Annotated in this window: 25 protein-coding genes; 1 reads left to right on the top strand and 24 read right to left on the bottom strand. The window is 60.6% G+C overall.

All coding sequences use genetic code 11. From position 1 onward, the window contains the following. Positions 1–23 precede the first annotated feature (23 nt). Genes ACTQZF_RS01565 through rpsP form a run of 8 tightly spaced genes read right to left on the bottom strand, consistent with a single transcriptional unit; the run spans position 24 to position 6,504 of the window. A complete protein-coding gene (locus ACTQZF_RS01565; RefSeq protein ID WP_154516238.1) occupies positions 24–899 on the bottom strand; it encodes a pyruvate, water dikinase regulatory protein in 876 nt (291 codons plus the stop codon). A 34-nt stretch (positions 900–933) separates the two neighbouring features. Next, positions 934–3,030, bottom strand: a complete 2,097-nt coding sequence (glyS, locus tag ACTQZF_RS01570; protein WP_441554358.1) for a glycine--tRNA ligase subunit beta — start codon at positions 3,028–3,030, stop codon at positions 934–936. A 3-nt stretch (positions 3,031–3,033) separates the two neighbouring features. Next, positions 3,034–3,945: a glycine--tRNA ligase subunit alpha gene (locus ACTQZF_RS01575; protein WP_117716653.1), complete on the bottom strand. Its 912-nt coding sequence runs from the start codon at positions 3,943–3,945 to the stop codon at positions 3,034–3,036. 59 nt (positions 3,946–4,004) lie between these two features. Further along, positions 4,005–4,568, bottom strand: a complete 564-nt coding sequence (gene lepB, locus ACTQZF_RS01580) for a signal peptidase I (protein WP_441554359.1) — start codon at positions 4,566–4,568, stop codon at positions 4,005–4,007. A 2-nt stretch (positions 4,569–4,570) separates the two neighbouring features. Next, positions 4,571–5,329, bottom strand: coding sequence for a tRNA (guanosine(37)-N1)-methyltransferase TrmD (trmD, locus tag ACTQZF_RS01585; protein ID WP_427747915.1), 759 nt, complete (start codon positions 5,327–5,329; stop codon positions 4,571–4,573). 10 nt (positions 5,330–5,339) lie between these two features. Next, the gene (gene rimM, locus ACTQZF_RS01590; protein ID WP_441554360.1) at positions 5,340–5,831 is read right to left on the bottom strand and encodes a ribosome maturation factor RimM; all 492 of its coding nucleotides are present in this window, start codon (positions 5,829–5,831) and stop codon (positions 5,340–5,342) included. Between the two features lie 34 nt (positions 5,832–5,865). Beyond that, positions 5,866–6,111: a KH domain-containing protein gene (locus ACTQZF_RS01595; RefSeq protein ID WP_154516529.1), complete on the bottom strand. Its 246-nt coding sequence runs from the start codon at positions 6,109–6,111 to the stop codon at positions 5,866–5,868. A 42-nt stretch (positions 6,112–6,153) separates the two neighbouring features. Then, complete coding sequence (rpsP, locus tag ACTQZF_RS01600; protein ID WP_427717582.1) at positions 6,154–6,504, bottom strand: 30S ribosomal protein S16; 351 nt, start codon at positions 6,502–6,504, stop codon at positions 6,154–6,156. 201 nt (positions 6,505–6,705) lie between these two features. Here rpsP and dinB point away from each other — a divergent pair, with 201 nt between their 5' ends. Then, positions 6,706–7,962: a DNA polymerase IV gene (gene dinB / locus ACTQZF_RS01605; protein WP_427794791.1), complete on the top strand. Its 1,257-nt coding sequence runs from the start codon at positions 6,706–6,708 to the stop codon at positions 7,960–7,962. A 228-nt stretch (positions 7,963–8,190) separates the two neighbouring features. On the opposite strand, the gene ACTQZF_RS01610 is transcribed toward dinB, so the two are convergent. From ACTQZF_RS01610 to ACTQZF_RS01685, 16 genes are all read right to left on the bottom strand, one after another. Next, entirely contained in the window at positions 8,191–8,940 is a 750-nt protein-coding gene (locus ACTQZF_RS01610; protein ID WP_441554362.1) for a transposase, read from the bottom strand. Between the two features lie 228 nt (positions 8,941–9,168). After that, positions 9,169–9,624, bottom strand: a complete 456-nt coding sequence (gene rsfS / locus ACTQZF_RS01615) for a ribosome silencing factor (RefSeq protein WP_441554363.1) — start codon at positions 9,622–9,624, stop codon at positions 9,169–9,171. A 28-nt stretch (positions 9,625–9,652) separates the two neighbouring features. After that, positions 9,653–10,186, bottom strand: a complete 534-nt coding sequence (gene yqeK, locus ACTQZF_RS01620; protein WP_427718844.1) for a bis(5'-nucleosyl)-tetraphosphatase (symmetrical) YqeK — start codon at positions 10,184–10,186, stop codon at positions 9,653–9,655. Positions 10,187–10,273: 87 nt separating this feature from the next. Continuing rightward, positions 10,274–10,951 carry a nicotinate-nucleotide adenylyltransferase gene (gene nadD / locus ACTQZF_RS01625; RefSeq protein ID WP_441067780.1) on the bottom strand — a complete coding sequence of 226 codons (678 nt, stop codon included), beginning with the start codon at positions 10,949–10,951 and terminating at the stop codon, positions 10,274–10,276. A 3-nt stretch (positions 10,952–10,954) separates the two neighbouring features. Beyond that, positions 10,955–12,421, bottom strand: coding sequence for a GTPase ObgE (gene obgE / locus ACTQZF_RS01630; protein WP_441554364.1), 1,467 nt, complete (start codon positions 12,419–12,421; stop codon positions 10,955–10,957). 85 nt (positions 12,422–12,506) lie between these two features. Further along, positions 12,507–12,764: a 50S ribosomal protein L27 gene (gene rpmA / locus ACTQZF_RS01635; RefSeq protein WP_154516202.1), complete on the bottom strand. Its 258-nt coding sequence runs from the start codon at positions 12,762–12,764 to the stop codon at positions 12,507–12,509. A gap of 33 nt (positions 12,765–12,797) precedes the next feature. Beyond that, positions 12,798–13,172 (bottom strand): 50S ribosomal protein L21, encoded by a 375-nt coding sequence (gene rplU / locus ACTQZF_RS01640; protein ID WP_035138585.1) that lies wholly within the window; start codon positions 13,170–13,172, stop codon positions 12,798–12,800. Between the two features lie 67 nt (positions 13,173–13,239). Then, the gene (locus tag ACTQZF_RS01645; RefSeq protein WP_427726904.1) at positions 13,240–14,052 is read right to left on the bottom strand and encodes a TIGR03936 family radical SAM-associated protein; all 813 of its coding nucleotides are present in this window, start codon (positions 14,050–14,052) and stop codon (positions 13,240–13,242) included. After that, positions 14,049–15,926: a TIGR03960 family B12-binding radical SAM protein gene (locus tag ACTQZF_RS01650; RefSeq protein WP_427748094.1), complete on the bottom strand. Its 1,878-nt coding sequence runs from the start codon at positions 15,924–15,926 to the stop codon at positions 14,049–14,051. Before ACTQZF_RS01650 ends, ACTQZF_RS01645 begins: the two co-directional genes overlap by 4 nt. Positions 15,927–15,935: 9 nt before the next feature. Beyond that, positions 15,936–16,865, bottom strand: coding sequence for a YcjF family protein (locus ACTQZF_RS01655; protein ID WP_441554366.1), 930 nt, complete (start codon positions 16,863–16,865; stop codon positions 15,936–15,938). Positions 16,866–16,883: 18 nt separating this feature from the next. Then, the gene (locus ACTQZF_RS01660; RefSeq protein ID WP_154516190.1) at positions 16,884–18,110 is read right to left on the bottom strand and encodes an FtsW/RodA/SpoVE family cell cycle protein; all 1,227 of its coding nucleotides are present in this window, start codon (positions 18,108–18,110) and stop codon (positions 16,884–16,886) included. A 9-nt stretch (positions 18,111–18,119) separates the two neighbouring features. Beyond that, positions 18,120–20,189 carry a penicillin-binding protein 2 gene (gene mrdA / locus ACTQZF_RS01665; RefSeq protein WP_441554367.1) on the bottom strand — a complete coding sequence of 690 codons (2,070 nt, stop codon included), beginning with the start codon at positions 20,187–20,189 and terminating at the stop codon, positions 18,120–18,122. A gap of 13 nt (positions 20,190–20,202) precedes the next feature. After that, a complete protein-coding gene (locus ACTQZF_RS01670) occupies positions 20,203–20,769 on the bottom strand; it encodes a hypothetical protein (RefSeq protein ID WP_441554368.1) in 567 nt (188 codons plus the stop codon). A 12-nt stretch (positions 20,770–20,781) separates the two neighbouring features. Next, on the bottom strand, positions 20,782–21,723 hold the full coding sequence (gene mreC, locus ACTQZF_RS01675; RefSeq protein ID WP_427726915.1) for a rod shape-determining protein MreC: 942 nt from the start codon (positions 21,721–21,723) through the stop codon (positions 20,782–20,784). Positions 21,724–21,801: 78 nt separating this feature from the next. Then, positions 21,802–22,833, bottom strand: coding sequence for a rod shape-determining protein (locus tag ACTQZF_RS01680; RefSeq protein WP_006236061.1), 1,032 nt, complete (start codon positions 22,831–22,833; stop codon positions 21,802–21,804). A 127-nt stretch (positions 22,834–22,960) separates the two neighbouring features. After that, on the bottom strand, positions 22,961–24,265 hold the full coding sequence (locus ACTQZF_RS01685; protein ID WP_441554369.1) for a tetratricopeptide repeat protein: 1,305 nt from the start codon (positions 24,263–24,265) through the stop codon (positions 22,961–22,963).

A 24,265-nucleotide genomic window follows, 5' to 3' on the forward strand; every position in this document is an offset into this window, starting at 1 on the left:
AAAAAAGCCCCGTCCCAAATTAGCTACTTTTGTTGGGCTCGGCGAGCGGCACGACGGGCTCGAGCTTCTTGGATTTCCTCCAAATGACCGATGATCTCGGATGCACTCTCCTCAATCGCCTTACCGTCGGTACGCACCACAAAGCAGCCTAGGCGCTTCATGAGGGCACGGGCTTCCTCAAGCTCGCTGCGCACACTCTCGGGCTCGGCATAGGAGCCGGCGACGGCGCGGGCGTAGTCATCGCCCAAGCGGCTGTCGCGAATCTCAGAAATTACGTCAACGGTCGAAATCAGGCCGAACAGGCGCATCGGGTCGACCTCGTAAATCGACTTCGGCGGCTCCATGCCGTGCGCCAGCGGAACGTTTGCGACCTTGTAACCCTGATAGGCCAAATACATCGACAGCGGCGTTTTGGACGTACGCGACACGCCCAGCAGCACGATATCGGCCCCCGAAAGGTCGTCGCAACCGCGCCCGTCATCGTGCTCAACGAAATACTCCATAGCCTCAATGCGGTGGAAATAGCGGTCATCCGTTTTGTGAATAACGCCCGCAACGCCCTTGGGCGGCACACCGATGAGCGACGACAGCACGGCAAGGGTCGGACCGATCAGGTCGACAGAGCGAATATGCAGCATACCCAGGTAATCGAGCACGCGGGCGCGAAGCGCCGGATCGACGATAGTGTGGAACACGGCGATATCACGATGGTCCGCATCGACGCGCGGGCCCACAAACGACTTGACCTGCTCCACCGAGTTCACTTTGGGCAAGCGCAAGAGACGAAAAGCCCCTTCATCAAATTGCCCGGACGCCGCAAGCACCACCTCACAAGCGGTATCACCGAGCGAGTCGGAGATAACGATAACGGTGGGACGTGCGGTGACCGGGCAATCCATGCGGGGCTCCTTTTGCGCTTATGCGCAGGCTGGCTTACTTTTTGCGGGCAAGCTCACCGATGTTGGCGATGCCAGAGAAAACGGCCTCGAAGCGGTTGAGCAGCTTAAGGCGATTATCGCGGAGCTGCTCGTCCTTGTCCATGACCATAACCTCGTCGAAGAAGCGGTCGATGGGGGCACGCAGGGCGGCAAGGGCGGCAAATGCGGCCGGGTAATCCTCGGCAGCAAGGGCGCCATCGACAGCGATCTGAGCAGCCTCGGAGGCATCGGCGAGCGCGAGCTCGGCCTCACCCATCAGACTGCGATCGTACTCCATACCCAGCTCGGGCTTGGAGATGTGCGCGGCGCGGGCATAGGCAGTAGCCAGGTTGTCGAAGGTCTCGGCATCGTTCTTACGAGCCTCGTCGAGCGCGGCGCAGCGGGCGAAGAAGACGGACGGAGCGATGATGTGCACCGCGGAGACGGCGGCGACGGTATCCGCCGGAATCTTCTCGTCGCGGGCCATGCTCACCAGACGGCCGTGGAAGAATTCACGGACCTGCTGGGCGACCTCGGCGGTGTCGAACTCGATGCCCTGCTCGCTATAGAGCTCAAGGGCAAAGTCGATGAGCGTCGTGGGGTCGATCGGCAGACGATCGCGCAGGATGTTGATAATGCCGATAGCGGCGCGACGCAGCGCGTAGGGGTCGGAAGAGCCGGTCGGGGGCTCACCGATGGCAAAGATACCGGCAATGGTATCGAGCTTGTCGGCACAGGCCACGATGCAGCCAGCGGTGCCCTCGGGCAGCTCATCGCCGGCAAAGCGGGGACGATAGTGATCGCGAATGGCGTGGGCGACCTCGTCGTTCTCCCCCATCGCAGTTGCGTAATAGCCACCCATCACGCCCTGCTGGCTCGTAAACTCGACGACGGCGTTGGAAACCAGGTCGGCCTTGCACAGGTGCGCGGCGCGAGCGGCATCGGCAGCGAGGTGGGCGCCCAGATGGGCCTCGCGGGCAATAGCGAGCGCGAGCTGCTCAATGCGCTCGGACTTGGCGAGCACGCTGCCGAGCTTCTCCTGGAAGGCAACCTTGGCCAGACGCTCACGGAACTCGTCGAGGGAGATCTTCAGGTCCTCCTCGTAGAAGAACTTGGCATCGTCCAGACGGGCGCGCACGACGCGCTCGTTGCCGTCGATCACACGATCGGCATTCTCGGGCTTGCTGTTGGAGACGACCACGAACTCACGCGTGAGCTTGCCCTCGCCGTCATAGATCGGGAAGTAGCGCTGGTTGGTGAGCATGGACTCGCAGATGATCTCGTGCGGGACCTTGAGGAACTCCTCGTCGAAGGTACCGACGAGCACCGTCGGCCACTCGCAGAGGTTAATGACCTCCTCGAAGACCTTCTTGGGCGTATCGACATGGCAGCCAGGGCGAGCGGCCTCGACCTCGGCAATACCGGCAAGGATGGCCTCACGACGACGCTCGGCAGAGAGCACGCCGGCGTCCTCGAGCACCTGCTCGTAGACGGCGGGGCTGGCGACAACATGGTCACCGGCGCCCAGCACGCGATGTCCGCGCGTGGTATTGCCGCTCGTCACATCGGCAAACGTCACGGGCACAACGTCCTCGCCCAGAAGGCAGCAGATCCAACGGACCGGACGCACAAACGTCGCGTGCTCGTGGCCCCAGCGCTGGCTGCGGTAGTTGGGCCACTGCAGGCCGGCAATGGTCTTCTCGCACAGGGCCGTCAGAATAGGGGTAGCCGGCACGGAGGGAATGTTCTTCTCGGCGAACACGTACTCGCGGCCGTCGGTGTCCTCGCGACGGATCAGGTCCTCGGCAGCCACACCGCACTTGCGGGCGAAGCCCTGAGCGGCCTTGGTGGCGTTGCCGTCGGCATCGAAGGCAATGTTTGCCGCAGGGCCGCGCTTGACCTCGTGGACCTCATCGGTCGCGGTGGCGACGTTGGTCACGAGCGCAGCCAGACGACGCGGGCTCGAGATCACGCGGACCTCGCCATGGGCCAGGCCGGCCTCGTCGAGGCCCTTGGCGATCATATCGCCAAGCTGCTTGACGGCATTGTTCAGCGGTGCGGAGGGCATTTCCTCCGTACCGATCTCAAACAGGAAATCCTTAGCGTCTGCCATGGCTTACGCCACCTCGCCTTCCTGGTCGGCATTCTCGTTAACTCCGGCGACCTCGGCCATATAGGCCTCGCAGCACGCCTTGGCGACGGCGCGGACGCGCAGGATGTAGTTGGCGCGCTCGACTGCGGACAGGGCGCCGCGGGCATCGAGCAGGTTGAAGGCATGGCTGCACTTCATGACGCAGTCGTATGCGGGCAGCGGCAGCTTGCGCTCCAGACAGGAGTGGCACTCGGCCTCGTAGTCGTCAAACTTCTGACGCATCATCTCGACGTTAGCGACCTCAAAATTGTAGGCGCTAAACTCGCGCTCGTTCTCCAGGAACACGTCACCGTAGGTCATGGGCGTGCCGTCGGGCAGATAGCTCCACACCAGGTCGTAGACGGAGTTGACGCCCTGGGCGTACATGGCGATGCGCTCCAGGCCGTAGGTGATCTCGACGGGCACGGGGTCGACCTCGATGCCGCCCACCTGCTGGAAGTACGTAAACTGCGTGACCTCCATGCCGTTGAGCCAAACCTCCCAGCCAAGGCCCCAGGCACCGAGCGTCGGGCTCTCCCAGTCGTCCTCAACAAAGCGGACGTCATGGTCGTTGGGGTCCAGGCCAATGGCGGCAAGAGACCCCAGGTAAAGCTCCTGAGCATTAACCGGGGAAGGCTTAATGAGCACCTGGAACTGATAGTAGTGCTGCATGCGGTTGGGGTTCTCGCCGTAGCGGCCGTCGGCGGGACGGCGGCAGGGCTGCGCATAGCAGGTGCGCCACTCGGAAGGACCGAGCGAGCGCAGCGTGGTCGCGGTATGGAAGGTACCGGCACCGACCTCGGAGTCATAGGGCTGCATAATGACGCAGCCCTGCTCGCCCCAATACTGCTGGAGGCGCAGGATGATGTCTTGGAAGGAAAGCGATGAAGCGTTCATGCCTCTAATATCCCCTCGTCGAAACGATTACACGGTTAGGTACTGTACTATAGCGGTTTTTAGTCGATAGCGCCCAGACGGTTGAGCGGCCAGTAACGCACGAGCGCCACGGCGATCAGGTCCGAACGGTCGACCGGGCCAAAGTAGCGTGAGTCGGCTGAGTTCTCGCGGTTGTCGCCCATCACCCACACGCACCCGTCGGGGACGGTGTAGGGATAGCTCACCTGAGCACCAGGCGCCTGGACCGACAGTGGCCAGCTCATGCCCGTCGTATAGTCCTCGTCGAGCGCTTGGCCGTCAACGACCACCTTGCCGTCCTGCAGGTCGACCGTCTGGCCGGCCGTAGCGATGACCCGCTTGACGAGCACATCGTGCTCAGAGGTGCCATCGGGGTTGTGGAACACCACAATATCGCCCTGTTTGACAGGCTGGCCGAGCTCAAGCGTCACCTTTTGCGCCAGGATCTGGTCGCCAATCTCAATCGTGGACTCCATGGAACCGGTGGGAACCACAAAGGGCTCGACCACAAAGGTGCGAATCAAGAAGGTGGCCACGAGCGCGATTGCGACGATCACGACCCACTCAAACGCGCCCTTTAGCATGGAATGCTGCGACGGAACCATTCTCACTCCTCGCTCTGCGAATACGAAGCGTCCAAAATCTCTTGCGCATACGCGCGTTCCTTAGGCGTAAGCCGCGCCGTCTCAATTAAGTCGGGACGCCAGCGACAGGTGCGCTCGATGGCGTTCTTGCGGCGCCAAGCGTCAACCTTGGCGTGGTCACCACTTACAAGCACGGGAGGCACGCCCTCGCCGTTAAACTCGGCGGGGCGGGTGTACTGCGCGTACTCGAGCAGGCCTCCGTCCTCAGCGGTCGAGAATGATTCGTCAACGTTGCTCATCTCGTCACCAAGTGCGCCGGGAATCAGACGCACGACGGCGTCAGCAACGACCATAGCAGGCAGCTCGCCGCCCGTGAGCACATAGTCGCCGATCGACAGGCGCTCGTCGGCATAGGCATACGCGCGCTCATCGACACCCTCGTAGCGGCTGCACACAAACAGCAGGCGCTCGCTTTGGAGCAGGCGCTCGGCTACATGCTGCGTAAAAGGCTCACCGCAGGGCGTAAAGAACACCACGGTGGGCTTGGGACCCTCAGAGCTAATGGCCTCGATTGCCTCGGCAATAGGCTCGACCTTCATGAGCATGCCCTGCCCGCCGCCGTACGGCTCGTCATCGACGGTACGGTGGCGATCGTGCGTCCAGTCGCGCAGGTTATACGCCTTAAAATCAAAAAGGCCGGCCTTGCGGGCACGGCCCAAGATCGATGTGGACATGACGGGTTCAAACATCTCGGGAAAGACCGAAAGGGTCTCGATCAGCATGTTGTCCTCCCTACTTGTCCATATCGATCAAGCCGTCCATAACGTGGACGGATATTGCTCCCCAATCGGGAAGATCGAGCACAACTTGCTCGATCACGGGAATCAGCACCTCGCCGTACCGATCACCCTCGACAACCCAAACGTCGTTGGCGGGCGTCGACATAACCTCAACGATCGTTCCGAGCGACCCAAAGCGCTCGTCAACCACCTCGCGACCCATAAGGTCGGTATAGGCGGCATCGAGTGAATCGAGCTCAAAGTCATCACGGTTCGCCAGAACGAAACAACCCGTGATGCCCTCGGCGGCCGTCAAGTCGTCAATGCCCTCAAACGAAACCAAATCGCCATCGCCCGTATCGGTAACGGATGTAACCGTGCAAAAGCGGTCACGCTTGAGCGCCGGTGGCGTCAGGGCGACGCGCATACCCGGCTCCAATACAGAAGGAAGCCCCCGCAGCGGCTGCGCGAGGACCTCCCCCTTCCTTCCGTGCGGCTTAACCACACGGGCGATGTTTTTGTACTGGGACCTCAAGGTCCTAGCCCAGAACCTCTACCTCGACGGAAGTGTCGAGGCGAGCGGCCAGTGCACGGGCGAGCGTGCGAATGGCCTTGATGGTCCGGCCGCGACGGCCGATGACCTTAGCTACGTCATCCTCGGCGACCGAAACCTCAATAGTTGAGGCATCGTCACCATCGATAACTTCCAGGCTCACGGAATCCGGGTCGTCGACGATCTGAACAACGAGATATTCGACGAGATCGGCGATGCGATCTGAGAGCATTGCCTCACCCTCGAGCTGTGCAGCGTCAACCTCAGGCACGATTTACTCCTCGGCGCCCTCAGCGGCCTCAGCGGCCTCAGCGGCAGCCTTAGCGGCCTCGGCCTCTTTGGCGAGCTGCTTCTTGGACTTCTTGACGACGGTCTCGGTCTTCTCGCCCTCGTTGGCGGCCTTGACCAGGGCGGCGACAGCGTCGGTGAGCTGAGCGCCCTTGGACTGCCAGTCAGCGATCTTCTCGAGATCGAGGTTGATGGTCTTGGGGGCGGTCATCGGGTTGTAGCGGCCAACCTCCTCGATGATACGACCGTCACGCGGGGCGCGGGAATCGGCGACGACGACACGGTAGTACGGACGCTTCTTAGCGCCGTGACGAGCAAGGCGAATCTTGACTGCCAAAGGAAACTCCTCCAACCAAGCAGCTTTAGGCTGCAACTACAAACAAACAGTTGAACATAATACGCCATCGACGCGGGCAGGTGAAGTCCGTGAGACCAACTTCTTCGGTGTAGTCGAAGGCAAATCCATATCTTAGACAAGAATTCGCGATTTGCAAGCACATCCACGCACCCCACATGAGCTGCGCGGTATACTCATGCCATGAAAAGATGCGAACATACATACGGTTATGAGGATACTGCGGGCGTCACGCCGCCGCCCTGGACGGGTCCGGCGGTGGGTCTGATGGATCTCGATGCGTTTTTTGCGAGCGTGGAGATGCTCGATCATCCCGAGTGGCGCGGCAAGCCGCTTATCGTGGGCGGAGACGCCGAATCTCGCGGCGTCGTCTCCACCTGCTCATACGAGGCACGCCGCTTTGGCGTGCACTCCGCCATGCCCTCGGCCGAGGCGCGCCGCCTATGTCCGCAGGCCATTTGGACACACGGGCATTTCGATCGCTACCACGAGGTTAGCGCACAGGTAATGAATATTCTTGCCGACGAGACACCACGCGTTGAGCGCGTGTCCATCGACGAGGCCTTTATCGACATCACGCCGGGCCGCTTTGCGCCCGAGGACCCACTGCTCGTCGTACGACGCATCAGCGATCGCGTGGCGGCACTGGGGGTGACCTGCTCCATCGGCGTCGGTTGCAACAAAACGGTGGCCAAGATTGCAAGCGAGCGAGACAAGCCGTTTGGGCTTACGGTCGTACGCCCGGGAACTGAGCAGCGTTTTCTGGCGCCGTTACCTGTTTCTGCGATGAGCGGTATCGGGCGCTCGGCCGAGGAGCGGCTGCGCCGCATGCGGATTTACACGCTGGGCGAGCTGTCGCGCGCACCGGAATCCACACTGTCTGCGATTTTTGGCGTTAACGGCGAGCGCATGCGCCAGCGTGCGTTGGGGCTCGAGGTTTCCGAAGTCACGAGCCTCGATGAAGAGCGTGAGGTCAAGTCGGTAAGCAATGAGCGCACCTTTGCGAAAGATTTGACCGAGCGCGGGGACATCGAAGCGGCGATTGCGCTATTGGGCGAATCCGTCGGACGTCGCCTGCGCCGCCAGGGGCTTACCGGCACCACGGTGACGCTCAAACTTAAGTACTCGTACGGCAGCGGTCGCTCGGCACAGCGACGACTCCCCCATCCCACCGACGACGAGAACATCTTTGTGGCGGTAGCGATCGAGTTGCTCGACAACATCTGGCAGGAAGGAATGCATGTACGCCTTGCCGGCATAGGCATGAGTGACTTCAATCATCAAGGCGGCATACAGACCGACCTGTTTTGCGAAGTCGACGACCGCGGAGCCCAATCCAGCGACCGCCGTGACCTCTCCGTCGCCATCGACGCGGTCCGAGACAAGTTCGGCGACACCGCCCTATCCTTCGGCCGCCAATCACGCTTCTCCTCCCACTAAGTAGTCAATTTGGGACGGGGCTTTTTTAGCTACTTTAGATTGTCAGGGTAGTACGGGGTAGCTAATTTGGGACGGGGCTTTTTTAGCTACCCTTCAGCTGGCAGCGAATCACCCGGGGCCGGAATAAAACTCAACCGATTTGTAGGGTTAGCTAAAATAGCCCCGTCCCAAATTAGCTACCCAACCCATACCTGACGCGGTCGCAACACAGACCTCGTCCAAAATGAGCTATTTTTTGACTTTGACCTTTTGTATGGTGCAGTGTCCAATGCCCGTAAGGCGGACGATCTGTTTAATCGAAAAGCCCTCGCTCTTCAAAGTACGAATGCAGGCATCGCGCGCCCCCTTTGGCAAAGCCTCAAGGTGATGAGGCTCGTACGGCTTAAGAAGCGCCTGCGCAAACTCCAGCGCATCTGTGTCGCTCACATGAGCGCCGTCACGGAAGCAATAGCGATTGGGCTCACCCGAGGTGCTGAAGGCAAAAAATCTCTGAGAGTCACCGAGCAACCCGAGAACGCAATCCGTTTTGCAGATACCCGGATATCCCATATACTCGCGAAAGCTGCTCCATCGATACAGCGAAGCGGTCCCAATCCTCGCCTTCGCGGGATTGTCGTGAATGTATCTCACGCAGTTGAGCAGCTGATCATCATCGAGGATCGGCACACTCTTAAATCGATCCTGGAAAACAGGCCCCTTCCTGCCTGTCTTTGAGTTGAAATACATGGCATACGCCGTCGTAATCGAATGCATGCAATCGCTCAGATGAACATGCTCGTCGTCAAGCAGAAGATGAATATGGTTATCCATAAGGCACCACGCGATGACATCCACTTTAAACTTCTGGCATTTCGAAGCAATCAGCCGAATCAGATAGAGCCGATCTTCGTCATCCTCAAATATGAGTTGGTCGGCACATCCCTTTTGGACGACATGGTAAAAACCATATACAGAGATTTCTCGCGCAGTCCGAGTCATACGCATCCCCTCCTCTACAGATAACAATTACGTTACCCGAGCCAGAGTAGAAAAAAACGTACTGGGAGCTATAAATCGCGATGTTCGGCGAACGGTAGGTAGTAGCTAAAAAAGCCCCGTCCCAAATTAGCTACTTTTGGGCAAAAGAAAGCCGAGCGGCCGCGGAAAAACGCGACTGCCCGGCGAAATACTTGAGGGTAGCTAAAAAGCCCCGTCCCAAATGAGCTACTAGAGAAGGTCCAGGGAGAGCTGAGGAGCGTCACCCCAGAGCTTTTCGAGGCGGTAGAACTCACGCGCCTCGGGAGTGAAGACGTGGACGACAACCGAACCGTAGTCCATGAGCATCCAGGTCTTCTGCTCGCGGCCCTCAATGGAAAACGGGTGCTCGCCGCAAGCCTCGGCGACCTTCTCCTCAATCTCGTCGACGATGGAATCAACCTGGCGGTTGCTGGTGCCGGTAGCAAGGACAAAGTAGTCGCACACATCGGAAAGCTCAGTCAGATCGAGCACCTGAACGTCCTCGCCTTTCTTGTCGTAGGCGGCCTGCGCGGCAGCGCGGGCGACATCCTCGGCGGCGACACCGCTGGCGGAGAGCGTCGCGGCAGTGCGGTCGGACGTGGCCACGAAACTCTTGTGCTCCGCACCTTCAAGAATCTGCTCGTCGGTCATGGTCTCATCGGCCATGGAATACCTCTTTCTAGACGCACCCGAGCTAGCGCAGCTGGGCGTAATGGTTGTAAATCGTAATAGCCGTGGGATAAAGATAGCGCCCGGACTGGATCACATAGACCAGACCCTGCGCAAAACAGGAGAAGAACAACTCGTCGAGCGAGGACTTCCCCACCATCTTGCGCAGCGCATGGGCATAATCGCCGTGGCGGTTGGGTTCGATGGCATCGGCCACAAAGACCACCATATCGAGCGGCGTCATGTCGCAAGCGCCCACGGTGTGACGGTCGACAGCCTGAAAGACCGCCGGCGACAGCTCGGGAAAAAGTTGCGGAAGCTCATAGGCGGCAACCGGGCCATGCAAAAGCGGCGTCGCGGCAGACGGAGAGCCGGCAATCTTAATGCCATAATGCAGAGCGCGCGTGACCAGCTCGTCGTCGGAGAGCACTTTGTCCCAGTCATGGATCAGGCCGGCGGCAGCGGCATCAAAGCGGTCGACACCGTATACCTCAGCTAGGTGCAGCGCCGTCTCGGCAACCCCGAGCGAATGCACGTAGCGCTTACGCTTATCCTTCATGCGCACATCGAGCAACTCGTGGATACGCGTCAAGAGCGCGCGCTCGTCGCCCTCAAACTGATCTTCTACCGACAACGTTTCCCCCCGTCAATCAAAATCGTCTTGCCCAAGATCGGCATACAGGCCGCGTTTACGGATATAGCCGAGCACGGACTCGCTCGTAAGATAGCGCACGCTCATGCCGCGGGCAACCCGCTTGCGAATGTTGGTCGAGCTAATCGCCAGCGCCGGAATCTGAATATAGCGCACATCGAATGGCAGCCCCGATTCCTTAATCCTCGACCGGGCCGTATCGATGTCAAAGCCGGGGCGTGTCGCAGCGATAAAGGTTGCCAGTTCGGCAATCTCGTGAGCATTGTGCCAGGTCACAATATCGATAATCGCATCGGCACCCGTAATAAAGTAAAGCTTCACCTGTGGTGGGTAATACTCGCGAAGGGCACGCAGCGTATCGGCTGTATAGGTGACACCGGCACGATCGATCTCGAAGCGGCTTGCCAAAAAGGCCGGGTTCGCGGCAGTCGCGAGGACCGTCATGGCATAACGGTCCTCAGCAGGCGTCACCGGTTTGTCGAGCTTAAAGGCAGGAGAGCCGGCCGGCATAAAAAGCACAGCGTCCAAGTCGAGCGACTCGCGAGCCTGCTCGGCGGTAACCAAGTGCCCGTAATGAATCGGGTCAAAGGTGCCGCCCATAATGCCAAGCCGAAACTCGTGCCCATCCTTGATGGGCAGCTCAGGCAATCCGATTCCACCGCGCAGCGACATGGCTTACTCGCCCTCCGGGGTCTCAATAACGTCGACTTCGGTAGCGCCTTCGGAGCCCTCGGTGACATGAGCCACGTCCGCACCCTCGGCCGCTACGTCAATAACCTCAACGCCTGCATCCTCGAGCTCGTCCTCGAACTCCAAGAAGTCCTCGGCGCCCTCAAAGTCAAAGGCGCGCTGGCAAATGCGAACCTCGTCGCCCGCACGGCAGCCGGCCTTCTCGAGCGCGTCGTCAACGCCCATGCGCGCAAACTTATGCTGCAGGTAGATGACAGCTTCCTCGTTTTCCCAGTCGGTTTGGATGACCATGCGCTCGATCGCGCGACCAACCACGCGGAAAGCACCGGGCTCTTCCTCAACAATGCGGAAGCGCTTCTCACGCTGCAGGCGGCGACGCTCCCACTCCTCATCGCGCAAATCGACCGGCTCATCGGAAACCGCAAGCTCCGCGCGGAGCTTAGCCACCTGCTCGCCCACGGCAAGCATCAGGGTGTTGAGGCCGGCACCCGTAACGGCGGAAACGGCAAAAAACATATGGCCGTCATCGAGCGCTGCACGCTTAAGGTCGGCAATCTTGTCGGCCGTGCCCGGCGCATCGCACTTGTTGGCGACAACGATCTGCGGGCGGTCCGAGAGCTCGGCACCATACTGCTCGAGCTCACGGTTAATGATGCGATAGTCCTCAACCGGATCGCGATCCTCAAAACCGCCCGTCATATCGACAACGTGCATGATCAAAGCAGTGCGCTCAATATGGCGCAGGAACTGGTGACCCAGGCCCTTGCCTTCACTCGCACCCTCGATGAGTCCCGGTACGTCGGCAACGACGTAAGAATATTCATCGGCACGCACCATGCCCAGATTGGGCACGAGCGTGGTAAACGGGTAGTCGGCGATCTTAGGACGGGCGGCGCTCATACGCGCAATGAGCGAGGACTTGCCCACCGAGGGAAAGCCCACGAGCGCGGCATCGGCCATAAGTTTCATCTCGAGCTCGATCCAGTGCTCCTCGGCAGGCTCACCCAGCTGGGCAAACGCGGGCGCGCGGCGCACCGACGTCACAAAGTGGGTATTGCCCAGACCGCCGGCCCCACCGGGCGCCACGACAACGCGCTCGCCATCGTGCACCAGGTCGGCAATCTCGTACATCGGGGTCTGCGTCTCGGGATCGAGTTCGCGGACTACGGTGCCCATGGGAACTTTCAAAATCAGGTCCTCGCCGCTCTTGCCATTGCGACGGGCGCCCTGGCCGTGCGTGCCGCGCTCGGCACGGAAGTGATGCTTAAAGCGGTAATCGATCAGCGAAGACAGCTGAGCATCGGCCTGGATGACGACATTGCCGCCACGGCCGCCGTCGCCGCCATCGGGGCCGCCCTTGGGAACAAATGCCTCGCGCCTAAACGACATGCATCCGGCTCCGCCGTCGCCGCCGCAAACGTTAATGCGGCTGATATCGGTGAACTGTGACAACAGAATCGCCTCCTACAAAAAAGAGGGAGACCCTTGAATCCTAAAACTCAAGTGCCTCCCACATATGTGCTCTATGAAGGGTGAATTACGCGTTCGCGAGCGGGCGTACGCTGACCCTGTGCTTGATACCCTTGTGGAACTCAACGGTACCGTCGACCAGCGCGAACAGCGTGTCGTCCTTGCCACGGCCAACGTTCGCACCCGGGTGGATGTGCGTGCCATGCTGACGGACGAGAATCGTGCCCGTGGTTACCGTCTGGCCGGCGAAGCGCTTCGTGCCAAGGCGCTGACCGCGGGAGTCACGGCCATTACGGGAGGAACCGAGTCCTTTTTTGTGTGCCATTGTGTATACCTACTCTTTCGTTACGAGTGTAATCTACTCGGCGACGGGAGCCTCGGCAACAGCCTCAGCCTCTGCCTTGACAGCCTTCTTGGCGCGGGAGGTAGCCTGAACCTTCACGATCTTCAGCTTGGTGAGCTGCTGACGGTGACCCTTCAGACGACGATAGCGCTTACGCTTGTGGAACTTGAAGACCAGCTGCTTCTCGCCCTTGAACTGCTCAACGATCTGAGCGGTAACCTTGGCCTTGGCCAGCTTGTCGGGATCGGTGACGATCTTCTTACCATCGTTGAGGAAGATGACCGGCAGGGTGACCTTGTCGCCCTCATTGCCCTCGATCTTCTCGACGGTGATGACATCGTCGGTGGCGACCTTGTACTGCTTGCCGCCCGTGTTAACGATTGCGTACATGTTTACTTGCCCTTCATGCATCAGTTAGTGCAACAGCCGAATATAGTAGCAGGCGATAATACCCCCGTCAACGAGTATGTGGAGCAAATCCACAAGTTCGCACAGGTATGGGGCTGACGAGTCGGCCCTCGTCGTCTTCGCATGCTTGATTCTGACGCTCGACATCGTAGGAGCAGATGGTCACGAGGTCTTGCATACCGGTGGAAACAATAGGTGCATCGACGCCCGGGGTCAAGCCCTGCAACAAAACATCAGCAGCAGAAAGCAAAATCTCCGGACGCATGGAGCCCTCGTTGTCGGCATGGGTGTCGAGTATGAGCACCAGATGGTCCGGGCGCTCCCCCGCCTTAAGCTCGTAGCCCACGAGCGTATGGTCCAAGTCCAGGCGCTTGCTCTTTTTGCCGCGCGCATAGTCGATGCCGTGGGCCGCGCGCAACGTGTCGATTGCGCGACGCACCTCGTCGACAGCGACCGGCGCCTCAGGGTCCAGGTGCAGGTCGATGCGGTACGACAGGCGCGTGAGCTGCGCCGTCAGCGCCGGCGTGCGCACGTCGATGTAGGCGGCCTCGATGGGCGCCAAATCGGCCGGAGATGCCGCGGCCAGGCGCCCAAAAGCCTCGTCGAGCGCGACGAACTCGGTCATAAACAGGTCATACCACTCGCAGGTCGACGACGTGCCCACGGGCAACGCCGACGAAAAGCCCACACGCATATGCGGCGAGAAACCCTGCGTCACGGCATAAGGCAGGCCCGCGCGACGCACGATGCGTTCAATGGTATGGATTAGTTCCAAATGGCCCAGGTACTTGAGACGGTCGCGCTTGCCGTAGCGAACGCGAAGCCTAAAGAGCGTGGGGTTGTCGGTCAAGCGCTCACTCATGCGCGATCACCCACCAATACGTTCTTGGCGTGGAGCGTGGGGCAGATTCCGCAGCCGGTGCACGACGTGCGGGTGCAGTCGGGCGTCGTGACACCCTCCAGCGAGCGACGGTACTCGCGCTCGAGGAAGCCACGCGAGCAGCCGGGGCTCACATGCTCCCAGGGCAGATGCCAGTCCAGCTCGTAGGGCAGGTGCACGAGCTCGTTGAGGTCGATGCCGTTTTTGGCCGCAGCCTCCTTCCAGTTATCGAGCGAAAAATGCTCCACCCAGGCGTCAAAACGCGAACCGGCACGCCAGGCATCGATGATGACAGGCGTCATGTCGCGGCCTGCACGAGACAGCGCCGCCTCGATAAGCGAGGTCTCGGCATCGTGGTAGTGCACGCGGACCGCACGGTTGCGAACACTCGTAATGAGGAGCTTCTGACGGCGTTTGACGTCGTCGTAATCGAGCTGCGGGCACCATTGGAAAGGCGTGGCGGCCTTGGGAATAAACACCGACACCGAGATGGACACCGAGATGGAGCCGCGGCGCGCCTTGGGCACCACGGAGCGGCCGAGCTCCAGCACGTGATCGGCCAGGTTGGCGATGGCCACGATATCCTCATCGCGCTCACCGGGAAGACCCATCATAAAGTAGAGCTTCATGCGGTTCCAGCCGGCCTCGAAGGCCGCCTTGGCCGCGCGGTCCACGTCCTCCTCGGTCACGTTCTTGTTGATGATGTCGCGCATGCGCTGGCTACCGGCCTCGGGGGCAAACGTCAGGCCGCCCTTCTTTTCGCCGGCGACCGACTCGGCCATATCCACGCCAAACGAATCCAGGCGCTGCGAGGGAATGGACACGCGAATACCCGTATCCTCCAAGCGGCGGTTGAGCCTGCCAAGCACGTCGCGGATGCAGGAGTGGTCGGTGGTCGAAAGCGAGGTAAGCGACACCTCGTCATAGCCGGTCTTTTCCAGACCCTGGATCACCGAGGACACAATCTGGTCGGCCGAGCGCTCGCGCACCGGGCGATACGTCATGCCGGCCTGGCAAAAACGACAGCCGCGAGCGCAGCCGCGCAGGATCTCGATAGACAGGCGATCGTGAACGAGCTGTGCGTAGGGCACGCACGACTGCGACAACGGATTGGTAGCGCCAAAGTCCTCGACGACGCGCTTGTAGACCACCGGCGGCACGTCCTTACCCTCGCGCGGCACGGTGTAGCCATGCGGTGAGCAGGGTTCGTCATAGCGCACCTCGTACAGCGACGGCACGTAGGTACCGGAGACGGTCGCGAGCCGCTCGACAATCTGGGCGCGCGGGACGCCCTCGTCACGCAGGCGGCGATGCAACTGGCAGATCTCGAGCAGCGACTCCTCACCCTCGCCAATCAGGATGGCATCGAAGAAGGCCGCATACGGCTCGGGGTTATAAACCGAAGGTCCGCCGGCGACGACGATGGGATCGTCCTCGGTGCGGTCAGCAGCCAGCAGCGGAATGCCGGCGAGGTCGAGCGCCTCGAGAAAGTTTGTCACGGCCATCTCGTGCGGCACGTGCATACCGACGATATCAAACGAGGCCACGGGCGCTGCGCCCTCGAGCGACAGCAGCGGGATACCAGCCTCGCGCATGGCATCGCCCATATCGGGCCACGGCACATAACCGCGCTCACAGGAGATGCCCTCGGCCTGGTTAAGGATATTGTACAGGATGGCGATACCCTGGTTGGGCAGGCCGACCTCGTACACGTCCGGGTAAATCATGCAGCAACGATAGTCGGCATCGGCCTTGGAGAGCGTACCCCACTCGTGGTCGATATAGCGACTCGGCTTTTCGACCTTCGCGAGCAGCGGCTCGATCAAATGAAAACAGTCTTGGTATGGAACGCGCAAAAGAAACCCCTAAGCAGCGAGATCGGATGCATCCTCAAAAGGATTCATGGGACGGGTAGCGCCGGCAACCGTGGTCACCAGGTCGCGGACGCGCGAAAACGTGGCGGCAACCACCTCGTTGGCACGGCTGTAGTCGATATCGCGCTCGTAGAGAGACACGAGCGCACGACCCATGCCATAGGTGCCGACGGCGGCGGTCAGCGCCTTGACGGCAAAGCCGATATGCGGCGTCTGCTTTACCAGGGCGCGAGTGACGGCGCGCATTACCAAGCCGCCGGCAAGCACGCCCGCGACCTCGTAGCCGCGCTCGGGCTTAATGCCGCGTCCAAAGATAGCCGCAAGCTCAAAGAGCATGCCAACCTGCGCCAGCGCCATAACGGGATAATCGGCCCCCGGCAAAAACACCAGCGCGCCCGTCGCCATATTGGTAAGCGCGCACGAGGTGATGATGCGGTTGGCGGCGGCAATGCGCATAAAGGCAAAGTTCGCCGCAAAGGCCGTCTCCTTTTCCGTACGGTCCAGGATCCAGCGGGCGAGTGTCTCGAGCAGATACGTCTTATCGGTGGCCGCTACCACGCCGAGCATGGGCGTGGACTCCTGGATAAAAGGCACCTCGACAGCGGACTCGGCCAGCACGCACACGGGCGCACCGGCAATGACGAGCTCCTGCACGGCGCTTTCAAGGCGCTCAGATCCGCACGAAAGCACCAGCACCACGTCGGTATCGGTCTTGGGGACGATACGCTCCTCCCCCAGGCGCTCAACGCGCACAATACCCGACGTCGTCTGCGGCACAAAGGCATCGCGCACCGTCTCGACCAAAAAACGCGAGGCGGTCGAATCCAGGTAGACCGAAACGCGCACCGGCGTATCGGAATCCCTCTTGGTGGTCGCGCCCATTTTAAAAGCGCGAGTCAGCTTTTCCACGGGAATCTTCATGGCAAACCCCTCCAGCGGTTACGCGGCGCCCGAACGATGCCGCCATATGGATTGTACGATACCCACCGTCAACAACTGGATCATCATCGACGACGAACCAAAGCTAATGAACGGCAGCGGAATACCGGTAATCGGCATCATGCCAATGCACATGCCGATGTTCTCGAACGTCTGAAATGCCCACATGCCGACAATACCCACGCATGACAAGCGTAGAAACAGAGACTCGCACTTAAAGGCGACGCGGATCGTCGAGAAGATGAGCAGCACGTACAGGCACAGCAACAAAAAGGAACCGCAGAAGCCGAACGTCTCTGACAAAAAGGCGAAGACGAAGTCGGTATGGAACTCGGGCAGGAAGCCGCCGGCCGACTGCGTCGCATGCCCCAGGCCCTTACCAAAGAAACCGCCCGAGCCGACCGCGATCAACGACTGTTGCAGGTTATACGCATCGTCCGAATCGGCGTTATCGGGGTCGATAAAGACCGTCAGACGATTCATCTGGTACTGCTTAATGAGCACATCGTGGCCGAGCAGCGAATCGAAGACCGAATCGAGCGCCAGGACGAGCGCCACCAAACCCACGAGCAGAGCCAAAGTCGACAGCACCCATTCACGGCGCGCACCGCTCATGCAGATGACGATGGCGCCCGACACCAGCACGACCAGACCCGAGCCCAAATCGCCCATGGCGACGACGGCCAAAAACGGAACGGACAGCATGCCGCAGAGCTTAATGTAGTCGCGAGCGGTATCGATGCGCCCGTTGTACTGCGAGCCAAGCGTGGCCATAAAGAAGATGGTGATGAGCTTGGCAAGCTCAACGGGCTGGAATGTTAAACCGATACCGGGAATCTTGATCCAACCCGTCATTCCCAAGCCGCCCGTGTAGGACAGGCCCGGAATCTTAGGCGAGAAGATCACGATGAGATCGATGACGAGCAGGGCCGTCGAAAAGTTGGAAATGCCGCGCAGGTCGGTGCGCCAGACGAGCACCGCCAGCACCGCGCCAATACCGATACCCAGCAGGTGACGCGAGAACGAGGCGTCGGCTTTAAACTGCGAGGCGGACCAGATAATAATGGCGCCATAGGTGACGAGCGCCACAGTCGCCAACAGCACGCCGACGTGCACCTTTTGGCGAAACGTTCCGCGCGATGCGGAAATCTGCTTGTTAACGCGGTCCAGGCTGCTGCGAGAGCCGGTTTTGGTTGAGCGGAACAGGTCCGCCGGCGAAAAGTCCATCGCAACCTCCTATCGAACCGAGGAATCGCCCGTGGCCGTCGACGTGTCGGGCTCGTCATAAATCGCACCGAGGACATCGCGCACAACGTGCAGCGCGGTATCGGAGCCGCCACCGCCCTGTTCCAAGACAGTGGCGATCACGTACTTGGGGTCATCGGCCGGCGCGTAGGCGCAAAACCACGCGTAATCATCCTCGCCGCTCTTCTCGCCCGTGCCGGACTTGCCGTAGACCGTAGGGGTCAGGGAATTAAAGTGCGCGGCGGTCGAAGTCGACGCCGAGTAAATCACATCGTGCATGCCGTTGCGGACCAGCGCAAGATCGGCATCGTTGTTAATTTGAGCCTCAAGGCGCTTCTTTTTGCCCTTGCCGTTGTACTTGTAGGCATCGCCATCGCCATCACGCGAGACAGCAGACAAGAACACATGCGGCACATACTGTTTGCCGCCGTTGGCAATACCCATGTAGGCGCAGGCCATCTGCAGGGGTGTCACCAGAATGTCGCCCTGGCCGATGGCGATGTTGGTCATATCGCCGGCATTCCACTTGCGGTCCTCGGCCGAGGCGTCGGTAAAGTACGACTCTTTCCACTCTGCATCGGGAATGCGGCCCGCACCCTCACTCGGCAGGTCGATCCCGCAGGTCTTACCCAGGCCCCAACGGCGAAAGACCTCTTGCAGGCCTTCGGGATGCTGGTCGTTGTAGAAAAAGGCCTTGCCCATATCGTAGAACACGGGGTCGCAGGAGTTGGCGATACCGGACTGCAGCGTCATCGTGCCGTGGCCGGAGTGCAGCCAGCAGTACTTTCCCCAAGATTTGCCCAAGCCGGTCCAATATCCCGTGCAGTTGGTCGTTTGACTCGAAGTGTACGTGCCAAATTCGAGGCCAGCCAACGCCGAGAGGGGTTTGATGGTCGAGGCGGACATGTACTGGCCGCTAATGGCGCGGTTGAGCAGCGGATGCGAGCCCTCGTCATCGTTAAGCTCGGTCCACACGTCATTAGAGACGCCGCCGATAAAGACAGAAGGATCAAACTTGGGTTCGCTTGCCATGCCCAAGATCTCGCCGTTGTTGGGGTCAAGGCACACCACGGCACCGTTGCCGGCATTGCTATGACCCGTAGTCTTGGCAAGCTCAATGGCATTCGCCAGAGCCGTCTCGCAGGCCTGTTGAATCTTAAGATCGAGCGTAAGCTTAATGTCAGAACCGGCCTTGGCGGGAACGGCGCCGGCTTGACCGGTAACGTTACCCGAGGCGTCAACTTTCACGGTCTGCTCACCGCGAATGCCCTGCAGCAGATTTTCGTAGTAAATCTCTACGCCCGCCTGACCCACAATATCGCCCGATTGATACGAGATCTGGCCAGCCGCGCTTTCGTTGCCGTCCGACGACTTCTTGTTCTGCGCCTCGAGCTGCTCGGAGGTAATGGTGCCGGTATAGCCCAAAATATGGCAGGCGGTCTCGCCATACGGGTACTGGCGCTCGGTGCGCTCGGCGATCTTCACGCCGGGAAACTCACCGGCGTGCTCCTGAATGTAGGCGACGGTAGAGCGGCGCACGTCAGTCGCGATCGTATGCAGGCTCTGCGCGCCCTCGGAATTGTCCTGGATGTTGCGCAGCACCGCGACATACGGTATGCCGAGCACGTTGGCAAGATGACGCACCAGCACCTTGTCGTCGGCAAGATCGCGATAGGCAACGACGGCGAGCGAGGGGCGGTTTTGCACCAGTGCGACGCCGTTGCGGTCCAAGATGCGGCCACGCACGGCAGGCGTGGTAACGGTACGGGTCTGATTGCTCTTGGCCTGCTTGTCGTAGTAGTCCGACGAGACCATCTGCATGCCCCACAGCTTAACGGCAAGCGCGGCAAACATGGCACCCACGCCCGTGGTGAGGATGGAAAAACGGCCCTTGAAGGCCGTGGCGGCCGTATTGCCCTCGCCCTCGGTGGCGCGCGGGGCCGTTCCGTGCTGTGTGTCGTAGGTAAAGCGGGAGTCGCCGCGGCGCATGATGACCAGCGCGACCACAATAGCCACGACCAGCGCGATACCGGCGACAACAACCGTCAACTGGGAAGACATCTTGAGGCCTCCCCTATTTGAGCTTACGGGTCTTGGGCTTAAAGCGCATGCCCGTCTGACGCCCACCGCGCGCGGAGAACCCATAGCCAGACTGCGGAGCGGCGCCAGACATCAAAAACGGAATGGCAATCAAGCCCGTCAGGATCGAGGACGGCAGAGCGTGCCCAAAGATGGACACCACAAAGCTCGTCTCCAGACCCATAAACAGCAAGATGATGCTGTAGACCACGTTGATGGCAAGCGCAAAGGCGCCCACGGTAACGCCGCGCGCGCCCGGCGAGCCGCCCGTCTGACCAGCCGCGCTGTGCACCAAAGCAAAACTGCCCACGGTCAGCAGCAGCGACATAACGCCCACCGGCACGGCGGCGGAAAGGTCGTAAAACAGACCGCTGCAAAAGCCGCACACGACGGCACGCGTAGGGTCGCCCGAAAACACGCTCAGACACACCAAGATGATCATAAAGTTGACGCGGCCGCCCGCGATGGAGATTTGCGGTGCCAGTCCCGCCTGCAGCAGCACGCAGACGATAGCGGCGATTGCAAAGGCGCGGGAGCCAGTCCCCTGCTCGTGTAGATCCATGGACATGCCTCCCTATTCGCTCGATCCAGAATCGGACGCTTCGGCCGTGTCGGAATCATCATCCGATTTCTCGTCCTTAGACTGAGTCGCGGCATCGCGCGACGAGCCCTGCGGGGTACTATTGGCCGAGCTCACATCATCGTCCGAAGCCGACTGCTCGTCGGTCAGCGAGGTAATGACGAGCACTTCCTCGTTATTTTCGGCCGTGGTCTGCGCACGTACCACAATGGTGTAGTACACGTCGTTAGCCGACTTCTCGACCGAAGACACGGTGCCGAGCGGCAGTCCCTTGGGGAACACGCCACCGATACCCGAGGTCACGATGATATCGCCCACCTTAACATCGGAGTCGACGCTCACGTACTCAAGACGCAGCGTGCCATCGGGCTGGCCCTGTAGCATGCCTTGCGCGCGCGTGTCCTGCACCATGGCGGACACACCAGAGTTCTCGTCGCCAATCAGGCGCACGGTCGATGTCTTGGCCGAAACCTCGATAATCTGGCCGATGACGCCGGCCGAGCTCGTCACGGGCATGTTGATGGTAAGCCCGTCGGCAGAACCCTTATCGATGGTGACGGTCGACGTCCAGGCGTCACCCGAGGCTCCGACAATACGAGCCGCAGTGGACTTGAGGTTATAGGTCGACTGCAGGCCCACAAGACCCTCAAGGCGCTCAGCGGTCTTTTGGGCCTCGGAAAGCTCCGCGACCTTGGAAGTGAGGACCTCGTTTTGCTTTTTAAGGTCGTCGAGCGACTCCTGCGAAGCGGTGAGGTTGGAGAACACGTTGCCGATGGCATTGAATGGCGCCGCCACCGCCGAGCCAACGAAACGCACCGGAGAGGTGATTGTCGTGACGCCCGAACGCACGGCATGTATCGGCCCGGCCTCGCCCTCTCGAATGTAAAACGTGAGCAGCAACACAGAAATCAGGCTGAAAACAATCAACGGGCGCATACCCGTTGATTGTCGTTTGGTATTCAGATTTGAAGAGAAACCCGAAGATCGTGCCAAATGGAATCCACCTTTTGGAAATTAAGCATTGGTCTGGACGAAACCGCCGTCAAACGCGTTGGCCTCGAGCACGCGGGCGCAACCGTTTACGACGTTGTCGAGCGCCGTGGGGCTCACGTTGACCGAAACGCCTGTCTCGTCGCGCAAGCGGACGTCGAGGCCGCGCAGCAGCGCACCGCCGCCGGTCAACAGAATGCCGTAGTACATAAGATCCGAGGCAAGATCGGGCGGCGTGGCGTCGAGTGCGTCCTTGACGGCCTTGGCCATCTCGTCGAGCGGCTTATTGAGCGCACGACGAATCTCCTCGCTCTCGATGCGCACGGTCTTGGGCAGGCCCGTGATCACGTCGCGGCCATTGACCTCGACGTCAAGCTCGTCCTTGAGCGGCACGGCAGAGCCGACCTTAATCTTAATGTCCTCGGCCGTGCGCTCGCCGATGGCCAAATTGTAGGCATCGCGAACATGCGTGAGGATAGCCTGATCGAACTCGTCGCCGGCAATGCGGATGGACTGCGACACGACGATACCGCCCATGGCGATAACGGCAACCTCGGTGGTGCCGCCGCCGATGTCAATGACCATGGAGCCGGTCGGCTCCTCGACAGGCAAGTCAGCACCGATAGCCGCGGCCATGGGCTCCTCGATCAGATAGGCCTGGCGGGCACCTGCCTGGATCGTAGCCTCAAAAACGGCGCGCTTCTCGACCGACGTGACACCAGAGGGAACGCATACAACGACGCGCGGACGAGGGGTCCACGGATAGCGCTTCTCGGAAGCCTTATCGATAAAGTAGCGAAGCATGGCCTCGGTGACATCGAAGTCGGCGATGACGCCATCCTTGAGAGGACGCACGGCCACAATGTTGCCGGGCGTACGGCCAAGCATACGCTTGGCCTCGATACCGACTGCAAGGATGCGCTCATCGTTTTTGTCGATAGCGACGACGGAAGGCTCGCGAATGACGATGCCCTTGCCGCGCACGGAGACAAGCGTATTGGCGGTGCCGAGGTCGATGGCTAGATCGCCCGCATAGCTACCGAAAAACATGTCCATCAAAGAAAACAACGCAACTCCTGATGTGTTGGATGATTGCTGGAAAACTACTAGCCCATCATACTAGCGCAAGCCCGGCACCTCACTTGCGGTGAAGCACCGGGCAGCGCCAAATCTCATAAGGTCACTACTGGTTGTCAGCGGCCGAGAAATCGATGTCGAGCGAAGATACCGCCCAGCCGATATGGTTATCGGAGCGCACGAATTTGACGGTATATTCCTGCTCGCCGCCCTTGGACAGCGAAGCCTTCACCTTCGCGGTGGTCTCGGTCATGGACTGATCCATGCCCTCGATGGAGACGGTGGCGCCCTGCGGGATCGAGGAGATAATCATCGCCTTGGCGTCCTCGGACAGGCTCGAGGCCAGGCAGGACTCGGCCTTAGCGGTATCACCGTCGCCAGCAGCCTGGAACAGATCGGTGATGACGGACTCCTGCGAGGGAATACCCATGCCGCGCGTGTAGGCAAAGCCCAAACCGCCCGCGGCAAGAACAATCAGCAGAAGCAAAACCAGGAAGACCTTGAGGCCCGTATGGCGATGGCGACGACGGACCTTGGCCTGCTTGCGGTCCCGACGATCCTGCTGGACCATCTCGGACTCGGACAGCGTAAAGAAGCCCGTGTCGGACGGATCGGGCATAAACTGGCCAGTGGCACCCGTGGGATCGAGCGAATCGACAGCAGTCGTATCCATGGCGGGCGCCGGGGCCGTGGCCATGGCAGTCTGGGCCGAAAGCGCGGCAAGTGAATCGTGCACGCGGGCAAGCTCATCGGCCTGCTCGGGCGTGAGCTGATAGATGCCGTCGGCGGTGGCGGCATTAAAGGCATCGAGCGCCTCGGAAGGACGACCCGCGGCAGAAAGCGCCTCGCCCATACCCGCGTTAAGCGCACGCGTGTCATCGCGCGGACCGGCAAAGTCGATAGCGGTGCGATAGGTCTCCACGGCGTCCGCCGGTCGGCCAAGCTTGATGAAGCAGCGGCCGAGTTCGCCAAGGGCGGCCGCGGGGGCTGGATTGGCGCCATCGATGGCGGCCTGGCGGAAGGCAGTGCCTGCATTGGCGAAATCGCCCGACTGGAACAGCGCGTTGCCAAGACCCAGATAGGCCTTAAACGGCGTGGCGTAGGAAGCATCCTGCGTTGCGGCGGAGAACGCCTGGGCTGCGGTCACATAGTCACCCACGGCAGCGAGCGCCTTGCCGCGGTTGGTGAGCAGCGCGCCGCGCTTTCCATAGGTGCCATCGTTGAGGGCAGCCGCGTACGCCTCGGCAGCCTCGGCGTACATACCCAGGTGCATCAGAGCGTTGCCACGCAGATGGTCGGCCTCGCCCATGATCTCGCTGGGGGTCTTTGCCGCACCGAGCATCTGAGCGGCAGCGGAAAAATCACCCGCGCGGTAAGCAGCGCGGCCCTGTTGAATCAACTGGCTATTCAA

The sequence above is a fragment of the Collinsella sp. LCP19S3_H3 genome, assembly GCF_052119145.1.
GTDB lineage: Bacteria > Actinomycetota > Coriobacteriia > Coriobacteriales > Coriobacteriaceae > Collinsella.

Coding starts and splice junctions, on each gene's coding strand:
- dinB (WP_427794791.1), top strand. CDS start 6,706: ATGAAAAGATGCGAACATACATACGGTTATGAGGATACTGCGGGCGTC.
- rpmA (WP_154516202.1), bottom strand. CDS start 12,764: ATGGCACACAAAAAAGGACTCGGTTCCTCCCGTAATGGCCGTGACTCC.
- mrdA (WP_441554367.1), bottom strand. CDS start 20,189: ATGTCTTCCCAGTTGACGGTTGTTGTCGCCGGTATCGCGCTGGTCGTG.
- ACTQZF_RS01645 (WP_427726904.1), bottom strand. CDS start 14,052: ATGAGTGAGCGCTTGACCGACAACCCCACGCTCTTTAGGCTTCGCGTT.
- ACTQZF_RS01655 (WP_441554366.1), bottom strand. CDS start 16,865: ATGAAGATTCCCGTGGAAAAGCTGACTCGCGCTTTTAAAATGGGCGCG.
- trmD (WP_427747915.1), bottom strand. CDS start 5,329: ATGCTGATCGAGACCCTTTCGGTCTTTCCCGAGATGTTTGAACCCGTC.
- ACTQZF_RS01575 (WP_117716653.1), bottom strand. CDS start 3,945: ATGAACGCTTCATCGCTTTCCTTCCAAGACATCATCCTGCGCCTCCAG.
- ACTQZF_RS01660 (WP_154516190.1), bottom strand. CDS start 18,110: ATGGACTTTTCGCCGGCGGACCTGTTCCGCTCAACCAAAACCGGCTCT.
- ACTQZF_RS01680 (WP_006236061.1), bottom strand. CDS start 22,833: ATGGACATGTTTTTCGGTAGCTATGCGGGCGATCTAGCCATCGACCTC.
- ACTQZF_RS01610 (WP_441554362.1), bottom strand. CDS start 8,940: ATGACTCGGACTGCGCGAGAAATCTCTGTATATGGTTTTTACCATGTC.
- ACTQZF_RS01595 (WP_154516529.1), bottom strand. CDS start 6,111: ATGCTCTCAGATCGCATCGCCGATCTCGTCGAATATCTCGTTGTTCAG.
- yqeK (WP_427718844.1), bottom strand. CDS start 10,186: ATGAAGGATAAGCGTAAGCGCTACGTGCATTCGCTCGGGGTTGCCGAG.
- lepB (WP_441554359.1), bottom strand. CDS start 4,568: ATGGTTCCGTCGCAGCATTCCATGCTAAAGGGCGCGTTTGAGTGGGTC.
- rplU (WP_035138585.1), bottom strand. CDS start 13,172: ATGTACGCAATCGTTAACACGGGCGGCAAGCAGTACAAGGTCGCCACC.
- ACTQZF_RS01670 (WP_441554368.1), bottom strand. CDS start 20,769: ATGGATCTACACGAGCAGGGGACTGGCTCCCGCGCCTTTGCAATCGCC.
- rsfS (WP_441554363.1), bottom strand. CDS start 9,624: ATGGCCGATGAGACCATGACCGACGAGCAGATTCTTGAAGGTGCGGAG.
- ACTQZF_RS01565 (WP_154516238.1), bottom strand. CDS start 899: ATGGATTGCCCGGTCACCGCACGTCCCACCGTTATCGTTATCTCCGAC.
- mreC (WP_427726915.1), bottom strand. CDS start 21,723: ATGCGCCCGTTGATTGTTTTCAGCCTGATTTCTGTGTTGCTGCTCACG.
- nadD (WP_441067780.1), bottom strand. CDS start 10,951: ATGTCGCTGCGCGGTGGAATCGGATTGCCTGAGCTGCCCATCAAGGAT.
- glyS (WP_441554358.1), bottom strand. CDS start 3,030: ATGGCAGACGCTAAGGATTTCCTGTTTGAGATCGGTACGGAGGAAATG.